Consider the following 15,012-nt stretch of genomic DNA (forward strand, 5'->3'; position numbering starts at 1 on the left):
ACTCAGAACTTATCGGGGAACTGCTTGACCAGTGCTGCCGTCAGGGCATCGGCCAGGCCGAGAATATGCTCGCGCATGTGTTTCCAGGTGGCCGCTTCTGCCTTGTAGTCCTTTTTCCCTAATTCGTCGATCTGGGCAATATGGTGACCGCCGTGGGCGGCGAGCATCGTGTTGAGCGTCGCTTCGGGCAGGTAGGGGTTGGCTGTGGCCAGGAAAGTGGCCAGTGCTTTGGCGTTGCCGGTCAGCTCGTTGACCGCGGTTTGTTTGCCAGAGGTGGATTGGCTGACACTGGCATCGCTGTAGTGCTTGACCGCACCCCAATGCCCGGCGAGCAGTTTCAACAACTGCTCGGCGGCCGGTTGCCCGTAGAGCGGGGCGATGCTGTTGGCGATGGCGGTGGCGTTGCTGACCACCTCTTGGCTGGCGATGTCAGCGGCTTGGCGATTGCCTGCCTGATTGGCGATGGCGTAGTTACGGATCCAAAAAATATGTTCAACCCACAAATCGCGAAGCGCCAGGCGGGTGGTCAGGGCTGCAGGTTCGGCTTGGGGAGAAGAGGTTTGAGCCGCAGGGCTCAAGGAGGGAAGGGCGCACAAGGCTGCAAGCAGCAGCACAACCGGCAATTTGATCTTCATGGCAGTACCCTCAGAGGAGGAAGTGGCCTACAAGATCAATTACAGCATAAAAATATGTCATTAATGCTCGGGGCGCCGAACGGTCAACGTTCGGGCACCTCAGCTTTGGGGAAAGTCAGAACCAGCGGTCGTTACGCTTGCGTCCGCGGCTCAGGGCCGGAAGGATCAGGCCGGCAAGCAAGCCTGCGCCGGCGATGCCGCCGCCGTACACCATGTAGCGCATCAACACTTGCTTGTTCTCATCACCCAGCCGTGCCTGGGTGCTGCGCAGTTCCGACTGGGTGTCGCTCAACTCGGCACTGAGTGCCTTGTTGCGGGCCTCCAGTTCATCGATCAGGTTTTTGCGTGAGTCCATGGTCTCTTGCATTCCCTGAACGCGGGCCTTCCAGCCGTCGTCGATGGTTTTCAGTTGCTGGCTCAACTGGCTGACCTGTTCGGTCAGTTGCGGCAGGCGCTCGGCCTGGCCGGGAACGGTTTGCAGGTCACTGCTGGTGATCCAGACGATGTCGCCGGACTCGCCACGCACCTGGCTGAAGTTGCCTTGGGTATCGAGCAGAGTAACTTTCTGGCCGGACTTGAGGTTGCCGACGATGCGATGGCCATTGGTAGGCCCACTGCGCACATAGGTGGTCAGGCTGTCGCTGACCCAGCGTTCAGCGCTGGCGGGGGCTTCTTCGGCCTGCACCGCGCCGCTCAGGGCAATCAGGGCTCCGATCACGCCGAGGGCGAGTCTGTTGCGCGGGCGCAGCATTGCAGGGGAATCAGAAACAGGCGCCGGAGCAACAGGACGAGAGATAGGCATGATGGTCTTCGCGTGAAATAAAAAATAAAGGCCCGATGACTGGGCCGGTGAACACGGGCGTGCACGCAAGCCGCCAGCAGAAAGACCATATTTCTGTAGGCAGGTTCACTGAGTCGAGCAGGAAAATGGCAGCAAATGTTGCGGGCACATGCAGTGCCCGCACGCTGAGGCCGAGTGAGAGCAGCAGTGAATCAGGTCACGACGCGATAGCAAGGGACGTACTCAGTGCCACCGGGCAACTTCATACGGTGTTGCGCCACGAAGGCTTCCAAGAGCTTGCCCAGTGGCTGCATCACCGCCACATCGCCGTGGATTTCGTACGGGCCATTTTCTTCGATCAGGCGGATACCCTTGTCCTTGACGTTCCCGGCAACGATTCCGGAAAACGCCCGACGCAGGTTGGCCGCCAGTTCATGAGCGGGCAGGTCGCGACGCAGTTGCAGGCTGGCCATGTTTTCGTGGGTCGGGTCGAAGGGGCGCTGGAAGCTTTCTTCGATCTTCAATAGCCAGTTGAAATGGAAGGCATCGTTGCGCTCGCGGCGGAACTGTTTGACCTGTTTGAGCCCTTCGACCATTTGTCGGGCCACTTCGGCCGGGTTGTCGATAATGATCTGGTAGTAGTTCGCGGCTTCGGCGCCCAAGGTGGCCTGAACGAAGGCATCGAGCTGCTGCAGGTAGGGCTCGGCACTGCGCGGCCCGGTGAGAATGACCGGGAACGGCAGTTCGCGGTTGTCCGGGTGCATGAGGATGCCGAGCAGGTACAGGAACTCTTCTGCGGTACCGGCGCCACCTGGGAAAATGATGATGCCGTGGCCGACACGCACGAAGGCTTCAAGACGCTTCTCGATGTCTGGCAGGATTACCAGCTCGTTGACGATCGGGTTGGGTGCTTCGGCGGCGATGATGCCCGGCTCGGTCAAGCCCAGGTAGCGGCTGCTGCTCATGCGTTGCTTGGCGTGGGCGATGGTCGCACCCTTCATCGGGCCTTTCATCACGCCCGGGCCGCACCCGGTGCAGACATCGAGTTTGCGCAGGCCCAGCTCGTGGCCGACCTTCTTGGTGTACTGGTATTCCTCGGTGCTGATCGAGTGGCCGCCCCAGCACACCACCATTTTCGGCTCGACGCCGGGGCGCAGGGTGCGGGCATTGCGCAGCAGGTGGAACACGTAGTCGGTGATGCCCTGGGAGCTTTCCAGGTCGATGCGCTGGCTGGCCAGCTCGCTTTCGGTGTAAACGATGTCGCGCAGGGCGCTGAAGAGCATTTCGCGGGTGCTGGCGATCATCTCGCCGTCGACGAAGGCGTCGGCTGGCGCATTCAGCAGCTCCAGGCGCACGCCTCGGTCTTGCTGGTGAATGCGGACTTCGAAGTCCTTGTAGGCTTCGAGGATGGTCTTGGCGTTGTCGACATGCGCGCCGGTGTTGAGGATGGCCAGGGCGCACTGGCGGAACAAGGTGTACAGGCTGCCGGAACCGGCTTCACTCAGTTGCTGTACTTCACGTTGAGACAGTGTTTCCAGGCTGCCTTTGGGGCTGACAGATGCATTGATAACTTCACGTTGGGGCATTCTGGGTTTCCTGTGAGCGGGTAAACGTCCATCTTCTGTACACCACCATACCGACAATTTGTCGCAGCAACGAGTGCCTTGTCACTGCGCAGCGGTGGAAGGTGTGATCGGCTGTTCAGAATGTGAACGGTGGTGCACACGCCTGTCCAGAAACTGGACGCTCCGATTGTGTCTCGATTTACCGCTTATCCCTTCTGAACCGGGCCTTACACGGCAACTTCCGCGGCTGGCACGGCATCTGCTATGGACATTGAAACGATGTTGATGGGGGCATTGCCGCCTTTGGCCCATGACCCTGCGTTTCAGTCGAAAAAACAGAAGAAGGAATATGCAATGCGTGACTCTTTTCTGCCTGTCGGGCTTTGGAATCAACGTTACTTCACCGGTCGCTGGGAGACCGGGCCGTTGCCAACCGCAGCGGTGATCGAGCCGGCAACCGGTGAGCAGCTTGGCCAGGTTGCCAATGCCGATGCCGCCCGGATTGCCCAATCTGCGCAAGCAGCCAAAGACGCCCAGGCCAGTTGGTTCGCCCGGCCTTACGAAGAGCGTGCTGCGGTGTTCCGTCGCGCTGCGCAACTGGGCCACGAGCACTTCGACGACATCGTCCACTGGCTGGTGCGCGAAAGCGGCTCGACCCGTGCCAAGGCGGCGTTCGAAACCTCGATTTCGATCAAGGCCTTGCAAGAAAGTGCGGCCCTGCCCTCTCGCAGCCAGGGCGAAGTGTTGCCATCGACACCGGGGCGCCTGAGCCTTGCACGGCGCCGCCCATTGGGCGTGATTGGTATCATTTCGCCATTCAATTTTCCGCTGTATCTCGCTATGCGTGCGGTGGCACCGGCCTTGGCGGTGGGCAACGGCGTGGTGCTCAAGCCTGACCCGCGAACGGCCGTGTGCGGCGGTTTTGTGATCGCCCGCCTGTTTGAACTGGCCGGCCTGCCCGAGGGGCTGTTGCATGTGCTGCCCGGTGGCGCCGAGGCGGGCGCAGCGCTGACCAGCGACCCTAATGTGGCGATGATCCAGTTCACCGGTTCCACCGGTGCCGGTCGCAAGGTCGGTGAAGCGGCGGGGCGCCACCTGAAAAAAGTTTCTCTTGAGCTGGGTGGCAAGAACTCGCTGATCGTGCTCGATGACGCCGACCTGGATCTGGCAGTGGCCAACGCTACCTGGGGCGTCTACCTGCATCAGGGGCAGATCTGCATGTCGACCGGGCGCTTGCTGGTGCAACGAGGCATCTACGAGCAGTTCCTGGCGCGCCTGGCCAGCAAGGCCAAGAGTCTCACTGTCGGTGACCCGGCTACCGCTGATGTACACCTGGGCCCCTTGATCAACGCGCAACAGCGCGACCATGCCTACCGCGTGGTGCAGGCGGCGCAACAGGCCGGTGCGACGCTGGAGGCCGGTGGCAACTTCGACGGCTTGTTCTTTCAGGCCACGGTGCTCGGTGGCGTCACCCGCGACAACCCGGCCTTCAACGAAGAGATTTTCGGCCCGGTCGCTGTCGTCGTGCCGTTCGACACAGACGAGGAGGCTGTCGCCCTGGCCAATGACACCGAGTACGGCTTGTCGGCGGCGGTGCTTTCACAAGACGTGGGGCGCGCTCTGAAGCTGGGTGAACAACTGCGCGTCGGGTTGCTGCACATCAACGACCAGACGGTTAACGACGAAGTCATCAACCCGTTTGGCGGCGTTGGTGCTTCCGGTAACGGCACCAGCATTGGTGGTGTTGCCAACCACGAAGAATTCACCCAATGGCAGTGGCTGACAGTCAAAGGCGACGCCCCTGCCTACCCCCTGTAAACGCCGGAGATAATAAAAACATGGCTGAACAAGCGTTCTACAAAATTACCGCTGCCGTCACCCGTGCCAAGGGTGCACCGTTCGTGCTGGAGCCTGCGCGCATCCGCCATCCCAAAGGGGATGAGGTGCTGGTGCGCATTGTCGCCACCGGCATGTGTCATACCGACATGATCGTGCGCGATCAGTACTACCCGGTGCCGCTGCCTGCGGTACTGGGCCATGAGGGCTCGGGAGTAGTCGAGGCGGTGGGGCCGCAGGTCCAGGATCTGGCGGTCGGTGACCATGTGGTGCTGACCTATGGTTACTGCGGTCATTGTCTGTCCTGTGGCTGTGGCCAGACGGCCTACTGTCAGGAGTTTTTCGGTCGCAACTTCAGTGGTGCTGACCCGCAGGGCCAGTGCGCCATCGAAGACGCCAATGGTGAGCGCCTGCACGACCATTTCTTCGCTCAATCGTCGTTCGCCACCTACGCCTTGGGCCGCGAAAACAACACCGTCAAGGTCCCCGCCGAGGCACCGCTGGAGCTGCTCGGGCCCTTGGGCTGCGGCATCCAGACCGGCGCCGGTGCAGTGATCAACTCCCTCAAAGTCAGCCCTGCCAGCAGTTTTGCATCGTTTGGCGCCGGTGCGGTGGGCTTGAGTGCGGTGCTGGCGGCACAGGTCGCGGGGGCAACCACCATCATAGCGGTTGATGTGGTGCCTTCGCGCCTGGAGTTGGCCAAGTCGTTGGGGGCCACCCATGTGATCAACAGCAAGGACGTTGACCCGGTAGCGGCCATCCGTGAAATCACTGGTGGTGGCGTGAAGTTCGCCCTGGAGTCCACCGGACGGCCAGCGGTATTGCGCCAGGCGGTTGATGCCCTTGGCCTGCGTGGCAGTGTTGGCGTGGTCGGCGCCCCGGCACTGGGGACCACGGCGGAGTTCGACGTCAACGATCTGTTGCTGGGTGGCAAGACCATTCGCGGCATCGTCGAAGGCGACAGCGTGCCGCAGAAGTTCATTCCCGAGCTGGTCAACCTGTACCTGCAAGGGCGCTTCGCGTTCGACAAGCTGGTCAAGTTCTACGACTTCGATCAGATCAACCAGGCCGCTGAAGACAGCGAAAAAGGCATCACCCTGAAACCGATTATTCGTATCGGTCGCTGAAGTACCTGCGGGGGGTGTGCAGCCCCCCGCATCGCTTGCTCCTAATAAAAACAATCAGGAACTTCTACTGTGCCCATCCATTCCCGCTACACGCTGGGGTTGCTCGCTTGCAGCCTGATTTCCACCCAGGCACTGGCTGTAGACGTCAACGCTGGCGACTACACGGCCCTGCCGGCCGGCACCAATGTTGCTGCCTGGTACCAGCAGTACAGCCGTTCAGACCGTTTCAATGCCGATGGCGCTGCCGACAGTCGACATGATACGGGCCTCAAATCCAACATCAGCATCGTGCGCTTGATTCATTTCATGGAGGTCGCTGGCATCACTGTCGACCCGCAGATATTGCTGCCGTTCGGGCACGTCTACGACGCCCGTATCGCCGGCAACGCTCTGGGCAGTGCCAGTGGCAGAGGCGATCCGATCATTGGTGCGACGTTCTGGTTGGTCAACCAGCCAAGCGCAGGCGTCAGCGGGCGCTATGTTGGCATTACGCCGTTGCTGACCCTGCCCTGGGGCCAGTATGACCGGCACGATGCCCTGAATATTGGCGAAAACCGTTACAAGGGCGACCTGCAGTTAGGGTGGGTCGAGCCGCTGTGGGGGCGCTTGTCGATGGAGCTGTACGGCGATGTTGTGGTGTATGGCCACAACACCGAAGCCGGTGCTGGCTCACAGACCCTCAAACAAGACCCTACCTACCAACTGCAGAGCAACCTGCGGTACGACTTCAATCCCGCCCAGCGTATTGCCCTGGGGTTCAGCAGCACGATGGGCGGCAAGCAACACCTTGATGGTGATTACCTGGGGCAGAAGACCGAGGTACAGCAGGTCCGCTTCGAGGCCCAGCAGATGGTTGGCCGCTCCGTGCAACTGAGCGCGCAACTGACGCAGGACCTGCATGTGGTCGGGGGCTTCCAGGAAGATCTCGGCATCAACCTGCGGGCTTTGTTGCTATTTTGAGCAGGATCGATACCCTGAACATCTGCCCGAACCCCGAAAAAGGTGTCTCCATGGATGCCGGTGCTTTACGTCATCAGCAGCAACTGGTGCTGGCCCGCCAGCGTTTTATCGACGGTGCCCCGTTGCCTGAAGGGCTGCTCCCCGAGCCGATCAGCCGCTCCTGGCGCCGCTCCCGAGACGCCGGGCTGATGCCGGGGCAGGCGTGCCTGTCAGCCCTGGAGCCCGACCCTTGCGAACTGGGCGACAGCGACCGCCTGCTGGCTGACTGCGTAGCGCCGGAGATCGACCGCTTGTGGGGGCTGATTGGCGGGCCATCATGGACCATCTATTGCGTCAACCTGCAGGGGGTAATCGTCTACGGTCGACAACCCCACGACCGTACCAGCCCCTTGGGCCAACTGCATATCGGGCGGCGCATCCATGAGGCCCGGTTCGGCACCACCGCGCCGGTCTGTGTGCTGGCCGAGGGGCAACCCATCGTGCTGGTCGGGACCCAGCATTACCTGACCGAGTTCGAGCGCTTTTTTTGTGTCAGTGTGCCGTTGCACGGGCTCAATGGCGAGTTGATCGGCGCCCTGGACTTCACAGGCCTGGGTGAACGTCAGGCCAACTCGGTGATGGAACAACTGACGTACGCAGCGATGGCTGCTGAAAATCGTTTGTATGCCAGCCTGAGCGACTGCCAGCTCCTCTCGTTACAGCATGACCCGCGCCAACTCGACACGCCGTTGCAGGGCTTGCTCGCCGTGGACGCAGCCGGGCGTATTCAGGCAGCCAACCGTGTTGCGCAAAATCTGTTGGGCCTGGCTCGCGGCCGTAGTGTCGGCGAACACCTGGAAACCTTGCTTGGTGAGCGTTCTGCCAGCCCTTCGCCGAGCGCGCCACAGATGCTGACGCTGGCTGACGGCTCACGGCTTTACGCGCAGTTGCTCACGCCGCGATCGCGGCCCCGCCCCAAGGCCATTGCACCAGCCGAGCCTGCAGTGCTGGGGGGCGATGCGCAATTGAACAAACGCTTCGACGCTGCGCGCAAAGCCTTTGCCGCCGGAGTGCCGGTGTTGTTGCAAGGCGAGACCGGAACGGGCAAAGAGGTCTTTGCCCGTGCCCTGCACGCGCACTGGAAGCCCGATGCGCCGTTCCTCGCCATCAACTGCTCGGCGATTCCTGAAAGTCTGATCGAAGCCGAACTGTTCGGTTACAGCGAAGGCACCTTTACCGGTGCGCGCAAGGGCGGTGCCAAGGGCCAGTTGGAAGCTGCCAACGGCGGAACCCTGTTGCTGGATGAGATCGGTGATATGCCGTTGGCGTTGCAAACGCGCCTGTTGCGGGTGTTGCAGGAGCGTTGCCTGACACGGTTGGGGGCGACGACCAGTATCCCCCTGGATGTGCGGGTGATCAGCGCTACCCATTGCGACCTTCAGCAGTTGATCGCCCGCAGAGGCTTTCGTGAAGACTTGTATTACCGCCTCAGTGGTCTGGAGGTTCGCTTGCCTGCGCTGCGTCAGCGTACGGACCTGGACCTGCTGATCGACCGCCTGGCGCAACGTTACAACAGCCCGGCGTTACACCCCGAGACACGTCGTGTGCTGAAAGGGCGTGACTGGCCGGGCAACATCCGTCAGCTTGAGCAGGCTTTACGGCTGGCTGCGGCGCTGGCGCAAGGGGAATCGTGGGTGATGCCGGAGCACCTGGCATTTGAGCCGTCGGCGCCAGAGCCGCGCTCGGGACGCTTGCAGGATGCGCTGTTAAGCACTATTCAACAGACGCTGGAGGCCAATGGCGGCAACATGACGGCGACGGCCAGCCAGTTGGGCATCTCCAGAACCACGCTCTACAAGAAACTGCGCGAGGCCTGACAATCCTGGTAGGAGCGGGCTTGCTGTAGGAGCGGGCTTGCCCCGCGATAGCGATCTATCAGTGCCATCGCATCGCGGGGCAAGCCCGCTCCTACAGGTTGTTAGTGCTCTAGCGCTGTGAGAATACGGTGAGCCACTTTCACCCGTTCGGCATTCGGGTAGTTCTTGTTCGCCAGCATCACGATACCGATGCGTTTGGAGGGTACGAACAGCACGTAAGCGCCAAAGCCTCCGGTTGATCCGGTTTTGTTCAGCAGTGTGTCTGGCTGTAGCGGCTGGGGCGGATTGAGCCAGGTCAGCCGATGCGGTTCAAGGACCATCGACGTGGAATTCCCCTCCAGCAACTGCGGCAAGGAAACAGGATAGCGATACTGCTCCCAGCCCAAGCCTTGAGTCATTTCGCCCACGCGGAAATAGCCGTTCTGGGTGGTGGCAATGGCCTGCTGCAACGCCGCGCTGAGGCCCTGCGGCTGCATGTTCACCTCCAGATAATGCAGTAGGTCAGCGGAGGTGGTTTTCAGTCCGTAGGCCTCGGCGTCCAGTGGCCCCGGACCGACACGCACAGCGTTGTCGTCTTTGTCATAGCCCTGAGCGTAGCGGTCCATCTGTGCCGTAGGTACCTGAACGAAGGTGTGCTGCAGGCCCAGTTCTGCAAGCAGTTGATGTTGCATCAATTCGGCAAACGGCAGGTGCTGGCTTCTGGCCGCCAGGTAGCCGAACAAGCCCAGGCTCGGGTTGGAATACAACCGATGGGTGCCAGGGGCATAGTCGGGCTTCCAGTGGCGATAGTAGGCGAGCAGGCTGGCCGGGTCTTTGACGGCGTCGGGGAACTGCAAGGGCAAGCCTCCCGCGCTGTAGGTCCCGAGGTTGAGCAGGGTGATGCCATCGAACGCGCTGCCTTTGAGTTCAGGCCAGTGTTTGCTGGCCGCGTCGTTCAACGACAGCGTGCCATTGGCCTGGGCCAAGGCGGCAAGGGTCGCGGTGAAGGTTTTGCTCACCGAACCGATTTCGAACAGCGTATCGTTGCTGACCGCCTGGCCGGTCTGTTTCGAGGCGACGCCGTAGTTAAAATAATGGCGTTGGCCATTGACGGTGAGGGCGACGGCCATGCCAGGAATAGCGTGCTGCTGCATCAACGGCTGGATGGCCGCGTTGACGGTCGACTCCAGGCGGGTGTCGGGCAGGGGCGCTGCGACGCTCTGGCCAATGGCGAATGAAAGTGTTACAGCCGCCAGTATCCCTGGCTTGACCTTGGTTTTGTGGTGCATCATCGGCAAGGTTCCATGTGAAGTGATGGGTGTACACCTGGCTGCAGCAGGGCGTGCCAATCTAAGTGCATTGCCGCTGGGCGACAAACGATGATATTTCGCACCAGCTATTAGAAAAACTAAGGAGTCCACGTGGTCCGTCCACACCTCCCACTTAATGCCTTGCGTGCCTTCGAGGCCTCGGCCCGCCACTTGAGTTTCACGCGGGCGGCGATTGAGCTGTGTGTGACCCAGGCGGCAGTCAGCCACCAGGTCAAAAGCCTCGAAACCCAGCTCAAAGTCACCCTGTTCAAGCGCTTGCCCCGTGGCTTGATGCTGACCAGCGAAGGCGAAACCTTGCTGCCGGTGTTGCGCGACAGTTTTGATCGCATGGCCCAGGCCCTTGAACGCTTTGAAGGTGGCCACTTGCGCGAGGTGCTGACGGTCGGGGTGGTTGGCACTTTTGCGGTGGGCTGGTTGCTGCCGCGGCTGGAAGATTTTCAGGCGCAGTTCCCCTACATCGATTTGCGTCTGTCGACCCACAACAACCGCGTCGACGTCGCTGCCGAAGGGCTCGACTATGCCATCCGTTTTGGTTTCGGTGCCTGGCACGGTACCGACGCTGTGCCGCTGTTCGAGGCGCCGTTGTCGGCACTGTGCACTGCACACATCGCGGCGCAGTTGCAGTCGCCCGCCGATGTGCTGGAGCAAACGTTGCTGCGCTCTTACCGAGCCGATGAATGGAATGAGTGGTTCCTGGCTGCCGGCGTGCCAAGCCCGGCCCGACCCTTGCGGACAGTGGTTTTCGACTCATCACTGGGCATGATGGAGGCCGCCCAACAGGGCGCTGGCGTAGCCCTGGCGCCGCCGTTGATGTTCGAACGGCTGCTGGCCAGTGGCATTGTCCACCAGCCATTCGCCATCAGTATCAGCACCGGCAGCTACTGGTTGACGCGTTTGCAGTCGCGGCCCGAAACCTCGGCGATGCGAGCGTTCAAGGGCTGGCTACTGCATCACTGCAGCGCCAACTGACGGGTGATGGTCGGATCACTGATTTTGTCATCGTCGATCAACAGCAATGCCTTGGACAGGATGATCGACAGCAGTGCGTCACCTTCGAACGGTAGGTAGTCAGGGGTAGCCTTGGTGCGGGCCTTGGCGTCGGGAACAATGCACAGGTATTGGTCGTTCGGCTGCATCAGAATGTTGCTCGAGCCCAGGTGAATCTTGTAACTGCGCAGTGTGCCGGTGACTTCCAGAAAGCGTCCGTGCAGGGCCCATTTATTCTTCAGACGGGTCATGCGTGGCAGCAGCTTTTCCAATAGTTGTTTGCGGGTCTGGGCGGTGGCGCTCAGTTCGCCAAACGAATGCGCCTGCCAGTAATCACGCAGGCGGCCTTCCGGCCCCCCGTCGATCCAATGCGGATCGGTGGCCAGTGACGCTACGCCGACAAACAGGTCGATATCGCGCATCACCTCACTCAATGCCCGTGCGGGCACCTGATCCAGCGACAACGCTGCGCCATCTTCGGCATCGCTGCGGTAGAAGCGCAACTGGTCGGTACTCAGGTGCAAAAAGGTGCCGCTGTCGTTGGTGTCGACGCCATAGTTATCGCCCACGCCGTCGATCCAGAACTCGGCGCGCAGGCCATAGGCCGGCAGCTCGCGGGTGGCTGGCGGATAACTGGCGTCGACCATCAGGCGCAACGTGTTGCGCCAGCCACGGCTGATGGCCAGGGTATGGAACTGGTGCTGACGCACGATGTGCGCGGCGAAACGATTGGAGTAGGTGGCCGTCTGGCGTTCAGCATCAGTCAGCAGGTACACCTCACGGTGAGCTTGTTTGAACGGCTGGGTGATCTGCAAGGATTCGATCCGTTCGCGCCAGGCGAGGATGTCTTCCAGGGGGCGGCCGACAGGGTGCCAAAGGCTGACTTCGGCCGCGTTGGAAAAGCTCACACTGTGGCCCTCAACCGTGCGCAGGCCACCGTCGCTGAACATCACCGCAAGCGATTGCTCGCCTTCCCGGATAGCCCAGATCAAGCGGCGGGTCAGTGTGCCGACCAAGGGGTGATCGAGGTAGTGTTGTTGCCAGTGCTCAAGGGGCCAGGTTTTTTCCAGGAGAAACAGGGTGTCGAGGCGCAACGCCTGGGCGGTCAGCATCACACTGATGTCTTTGACCGCAGTTTGCAGTTCCTTGAGGGTTTCATTGGCGTCGGCCTTGACCTTGGCCGGTGTCGATTTTTGTGGCGTGCCGTCAGCGTGGAACCAGTTAAGGGTGACGTCTTTACCTTCGACTCGCAGCTCGGCGAGGTACGCACCTTCGGCAAACGCTTCGCGGCGTAGGCCCACCTGTTCCAGCCCGTAGCTCGGTACGCAGAGCTCTTCGATCTGATCACGTGGCAGTGCCAGCGCTTGGGCGGCGTTGCTGAAGGCTTTCTCCAGCTCCTTCTGTGCGCTGGTCAGCTTTACCCGGGCCTTGAGCAGGGCCAGTTGCCCCAGCGCTTCAGGTGTCGCAATCGACGACAAGGCATACACCGCAGCATTCCCAACCTTCGGGGCGCGGGCACCGATTCCGTGGACTTTGCGGTAGGCGCTGAGGGTGACCCGAGTGAGTGCACGGGTCAGCTCGCTGTCGGCCAGGAGCGGTGTCATCCACAACAAACCGCGTAGAACGATGGCATTGGTTTCGCTCATGCGTGCGCGGTCATCAATGCTTTGCCAACGGTCAAACAGCAGCGACCCGGTACGCCCGGCATCGACGTGTGCGAACCAGCGCAACAGCGCAGCTCGCAGTGAAGAGTTGCCCACGGTATCGATCAGTAAACGGGCGCTTTTGAGCCACTTCGCCGAAGGCCGGGCCGTGGTGGCTGTGGCTGCGTGGCTGAGCACGGCCAGCCAGTGTTCGCTGTGCTCAGCAGGCAGCCCGTTGAGTTCAGCGATAGCTACTTGAGTCCAGACTTCGCAGGGCATCAGCAGTTGCCAGGCACCGTTGCCCAGCAGCGGGTCGAGCTTGGCCGTCAGGTGTTGGCCGAAGCTGCCGTGTTTGGTCGAGTTACAGTACAGATCGCTGTCAGCGCACTGGCTGCGCAACAGCCTGAGCAACTGCAGCAGGGGGGCAGGCATTGGCAGGTGTTGCCTGGCAACGACCCAGTTGACCACGGTCAGCGTAGGTAACACATGGTAGTAGCCGAATCGATAACTGGTGATCCACTGCAGCACCGGCACGGCTACCTGCTCAAGCACCTCGTCGGTTTGCATCAGCAGGCTGACCAGTGTCGGCATCACGCCGTCATCGAAGCTATGGGCAAGTTCATAGTTGAGGCTGGCGCGGCTCAAGCCACTGTCGTAAGCCACTATCCGTTCGATCAACGCCAGAATCAGGCGTACCCGCTGTTGTGGCTGGGCCAGCGTTTGAATGACCGGCAGTTGAGCCAATGCCTGCGTGATCGCTTGCGGCTGACCATGAAGCGTCTGCAGCACCGGCAGCAGAGCGCTGATGGCCTGATGCTCGTGACGCAATTCGCAGCTGGCCAGCAGCGGAAAGCCATCCGGGCCGATCTGTTCGAAGGCGCCGAGGACGGTTTGCGGGGTGTCGTTGATCAAGGCATGCAGTTGCTCAAGGGCCATGGCTTAGCCTCCTACCAGCGGTGTCAGTTTGATAAAGCTGGCCACACTGTCGTGGCGGATGGTCAACACCTCGTCGAGGTGCTCGGCCTGATGCTCATCAAGCAAGACAACGAAACCGTTGCGTTCGAACGCCTGGCAGGCAACCTCGACGTGTTTGCGCCAGTCCACGGGCGCCTGTTCAGTGCTTTGACGGGGGCTGTTAAGCGTGGCCTCGAGATGCCCAGGTACCACCAGGCGTTGGCGCGATGTGGTTTGCTCATGCAGCAGAACTTCCTGGTGGACCCGCTCGCGGATCAACTGACGCACGGTGATGGTAGTGCTGGGAAACTGCAGGGTGAATGCGTCAAAGGTTTCGCCCGAGACAGACTCGTCGCGTACGGTCAGGGTTGCCATGGAAACTCCTTTTTCTGGCATGAAGCGGGGCTGGTGAGGGCGAGGATAGCAGGCTGGGCCACTCGGTAGGAGCGGGCTTGCCCCGCGATTGCGGTTTGTCAGCCACATCGTATCGCGGGGCAAGCCCGCTCCTACCGGGGTTACAAACTGCGCCCCCGAAAGAATGCCCCCGGCGGTGAGCCGAACTGCTTGCCAAACGCCGCAATGAACGCCGACAGCGAATCATAGCCGCACGCCAGGGCAACATCGGTGACCCGCTCACCGCGTTCCAGCGCTGGTAACGCATTCAGCAACCGCATGCGCTGGCGCCAGAGCCGAAAGCTCAAGCCTGTTTCGCGCTGGAACAACCGGCTCAGGGTCTTTTCCGAGACCTCGGTACGCAGTGCCCATTCACCCAGGCTGGTGCTGGCATCTGGCTGGGTCTGCAGGTGTTCGCACAGATCGCGCAGTCGAGGGTCTTGAGGCAGCGGCAGCATCAAAGGTTGTTCGACGGCCACGGCCAACTGATCGAGCAACACCTGCACCAGGCGGCCGTCGGCACCCTGTAGATCGTAGTGCACCGGCAGTTCGCTGAAGGTGCGGATCAGCTCGCGCACCAGCGGGTTGATCGCAATCACCCGGCACTGGCTGCTCGACCAGTTGGCGGGTGCGTGTTGCAGGTAAAGGCTGCGCAGGCAAGTGTCGCCAGGGCAACTGACACGGTGCTGGACCTGCGCCGGGACCCACACCGCCCGCTGTGGCGGTACCAGGTAAAAGCCCAGATCAGTGTGCACTTGCAGCACACCATTGATGGCATACGACAACTGCCCCCAAGGGTGCGCATGTCGGTAGCCCAAGACAATGTTGGGCAACGTCTGCAGATGGCCGTAAACCGGGCGTGGCAAATGCGTCAGATGCTCGAGCAAGTGAGGCTCGGGCGCGCTGGGTTGTCCGTTTGGCGACACTGGCGGCGTACCGGCGTTAGTGAACAAGGGACAAAGACC

Annotated in this window: 12 protein-coding genes; 5 read left to right on the forward strand and 7 right to left on the reverse strand. The window is 61.2% G+C overall.

Going from position 1 to position 15,012, the window contains the following annotated elements; genetic code table 11:
• Positions 1 to 2 precede the first annotated feature (2 nt).
• The 3 genes from E1573_RS17510 to ppnN all read right to left on the reverse strand — a co-directional run bounded on the left by E1573_RS17510 (position 3) and on the right by ppnN (position 3,002).
• Entirely contained in the window at positions 3 to 635 is a 633-nt protein-coding gene (locus E1573_RS17510; RefSeq protein ID WP_133215831.1) for a hypothetical protein, read from the reverse strand.
• 115 nt (positions 636 to 750) lie between these two features.
• Complete coding sequence (locus tag E1573_RS17515) at positions 751 to 1,437, reverse strand: TIGR04211 family SH3 domain-containing protein (RefSeq protein ID WP_165957350.1); 687 nt, start codon at positions 1,435 to 1,437, stop codon at positions 751 to 753.
• A 191-nt stretch (positions 1,438 to 1,628) separates the two neighbouring features.
• Entirely contained in the window at positions 1,629 to 3,002 is a 1,374-nt protein-coding gene (ppnN, locus tag E1573_RS17520) for a nucleotide 5'-monophosphate nucleosidase PpnN (protein WP_133215832.1), read from the reverse strand.
• Between the two features lie 333 nt (positions 3,003 to 3,335).
• On the opposite strand from ppnN, the gene E1573_RS17525 reads away from it, so the two are divergent.
• The 4 genes from E1573_RS17525 (at position 3,336) to E1573_RS17540 (ending at position 8,760) form a co-directional block, all read left to right on the forward strand.
• Positions 3,336 to 4,799, forward strand: a complete 1,464-nt coding sequence (locus E1573_RS17525) for a benzaldehyde dehydrogenase (protein WP_133215833.1) — start codon at positions 3,336 to 3,338, stop codon at positions 4,797 to 4,799.
• 20 nt (positions 4,800 to 4,819) lie between these two features.
• The gene (locus E1573_RS17530; protein WP_133215834.1) at positions 4,820 to 5,944 is read left to right on the forward strand and encodes an NAD(P)-dependent alcohol dehydrogenase; all 1,125 of its coding nucleotides are present in this window, start codon (positions 4,820 to 4,822) and stop codon (positions 5,942 to 5,944) included.
• A gap of 69 nt (positions 5,945 to 6,013) precedes the next feature.
• Positions 6,014 to 6,904: a transporter gene (locus E1573_RS17535; RefSeq protein WP_256659561.1), complete on the forward strand. Its 891-nt coding sequence runs from the start codon at positions 6,014 to 6,016 to the stop codon at positions 6,902 to 6,904.
• A 50-nt stretch (positions 6,905 to 6,954) separates the two neighbouring features.
• Complete coding sequence (locus E1573_RS17540) at positions 6,955 to 8,760, forward strand: sigma-54-dependent Fis family transcriptional regulator (RefSeq protein ID WP_133215835.1); 1,806 nt, start codon at positions 6,955 to 6,957, stop codon at positions 8,758 to 8,760.
• Between the two features lie 101 nt (positions 8,761 to 8,861).
• Here the strand turns inward: E1573_RS17540 and ampC are convergent, their stop codons facing one another.
• Positions 8,862 to 10,028, reverse strand: a complete 1,167-nt coding sequence (ampC, locus tag E1573_RS17545; protein WP_133215862.1) for a class C beta-lactamase — start codon at positions 10,026 to 10,028, stop codon at positions 8,862 to 8,864.
• A gap of 132 nt (positions 10,029 to 10,160) precedes the next feature.
• On the opposite strand from ampC, the gene E1573_RS17550 reads away from it, so the two are divergent.
• Positions 10,161 to 11,039: a LysR family transcriptional regulator gene (locus E1573_RS17550; RefSeq protein WP_133215836.1), complete on the forward strand. Its 879-nt coding sequence runs from the start codon at positions 10,161 to 10,163 to the stop codon at positions 11,037 to 11,039.
• On the opposite strand, the gene E1573_RS17555 is transcribed toward E1573_RS17550, so the two are convergent.
• The 3 genes from E1573_RS17555 to E1573_RS17565 all read right to left on the reverse strand — a co-directional run bounded on the left by E1573_RS17555 (position 11,021) and on the right by E1573_RS17565 (position 14,973).
• Complete coding sequence (locus E1573_RS17555; protein WP_133215837.1) at positions 11,021 to 13,636, reverse strand: DUF4132 domain-containing protein; 2,616 nt, start codon at positions 13,634 to 13,636, stop codon at positions 11,021 to 11,023. The genes E1573_RS17550 and E1573_RS17555 overlap by 19 nt on opposite strands.
• 3 nt (positions 13,637 to 13,639) lie before the next feature.
• The gene (locus tag E1573_RS17560; protein WP_133215838.1) at positions 13,640 to 14,029 is read right to left on the reverse strand and encodes a hypothetical protein; all 390 of its coding nucleotides are present in this window, start codon (positions 14,027 to 14,029) and stop codon (positions 13,640 to 13,642) included.
• 140 nt (positions 14,030 to 14,169) lie between these two features.
• Entirely contained in the window at positions 14,170 to 14,973 is an 804-nt protein-coding gene (locus E1573_RS17565) for a helix-turn-helix domain-containing protein (RefSeq protein ID WP_133215863.1), read from the reverse strand.
• Between the last annotated feature and the right edge of the window lie 39 nt (positions 14,974 to 15,012).

Source organism: Pseudomonas sp. H9 (genome assembly GCF_004353925.1).
Lineage (GTDB): Bacteria > Pseudomonadota > Gammaproteobacteria > Pseudomonadales > Pseudomonadaceae > Aquipseudomonas.

Coding starts and splice junctions, on each gene's coding strand:
- ppnN (WP_133215832.1), bottom strand. CDS start 3,002: ATGCCCCAACGTGAAGTTATCAATGCATCTGTCAGCCCCAAAGGCAGC.
- E1573_RS17525 (WP_133215833.1), top strand. CDS start 3,336: ATGCGTGACTCTTTTCTGCCTGTCGGGCTTTGGAATCAACGTTACTTC.
- E1573_RS17510 (WP_133215831.1), bottom strand. CDS start 635: ATGAAGATCAAATTGCCGGTTGTGCTGCTGCTTGCAGCCTTGTGCGCC.
- E1573_RS17555 (WP_133215837.1), bottom strand. CDS start 13,636: ATGGCCCTTGAGCAACTGCATGCCTTGATCAACGACACCCCGCAAACC.
- ampC (WP_133215862.1), bottom strand. CDS start 10,028: ATGCACCACAAAACCAAGGTCAAGCCAGGGATACTGGCGGCTGTAACA.
- E1573_RS17515 (WP_165957350.1), bottom strand. CDS start 1,437: ATGCCTATCTCTCGTCCTGTTGCTCCGGCGCCTGTTTCTGATTCCCCT.
- E1573_RS17560 (WP_133215838.1), bottom strand. CDS start 14,029: ATGGCAACCCTGACCGTACGCGACGAGTCTGTCTCGGGCGAAACCTTT.
- E1573_RS17530 (WP_133215834.1), top strand. CDS start 4,820: ATGGCTGAACAAGCGTTCTACAAAATTACCGCTGCCGTCACCCGTGCC.
- E1573_RS17540 (WP_133215835.1), top strand. CDS start 6,955: ATGGATGCCGGTGCTTTACGTCATCAGCAGCAACTGGTGCTGGCCCGC.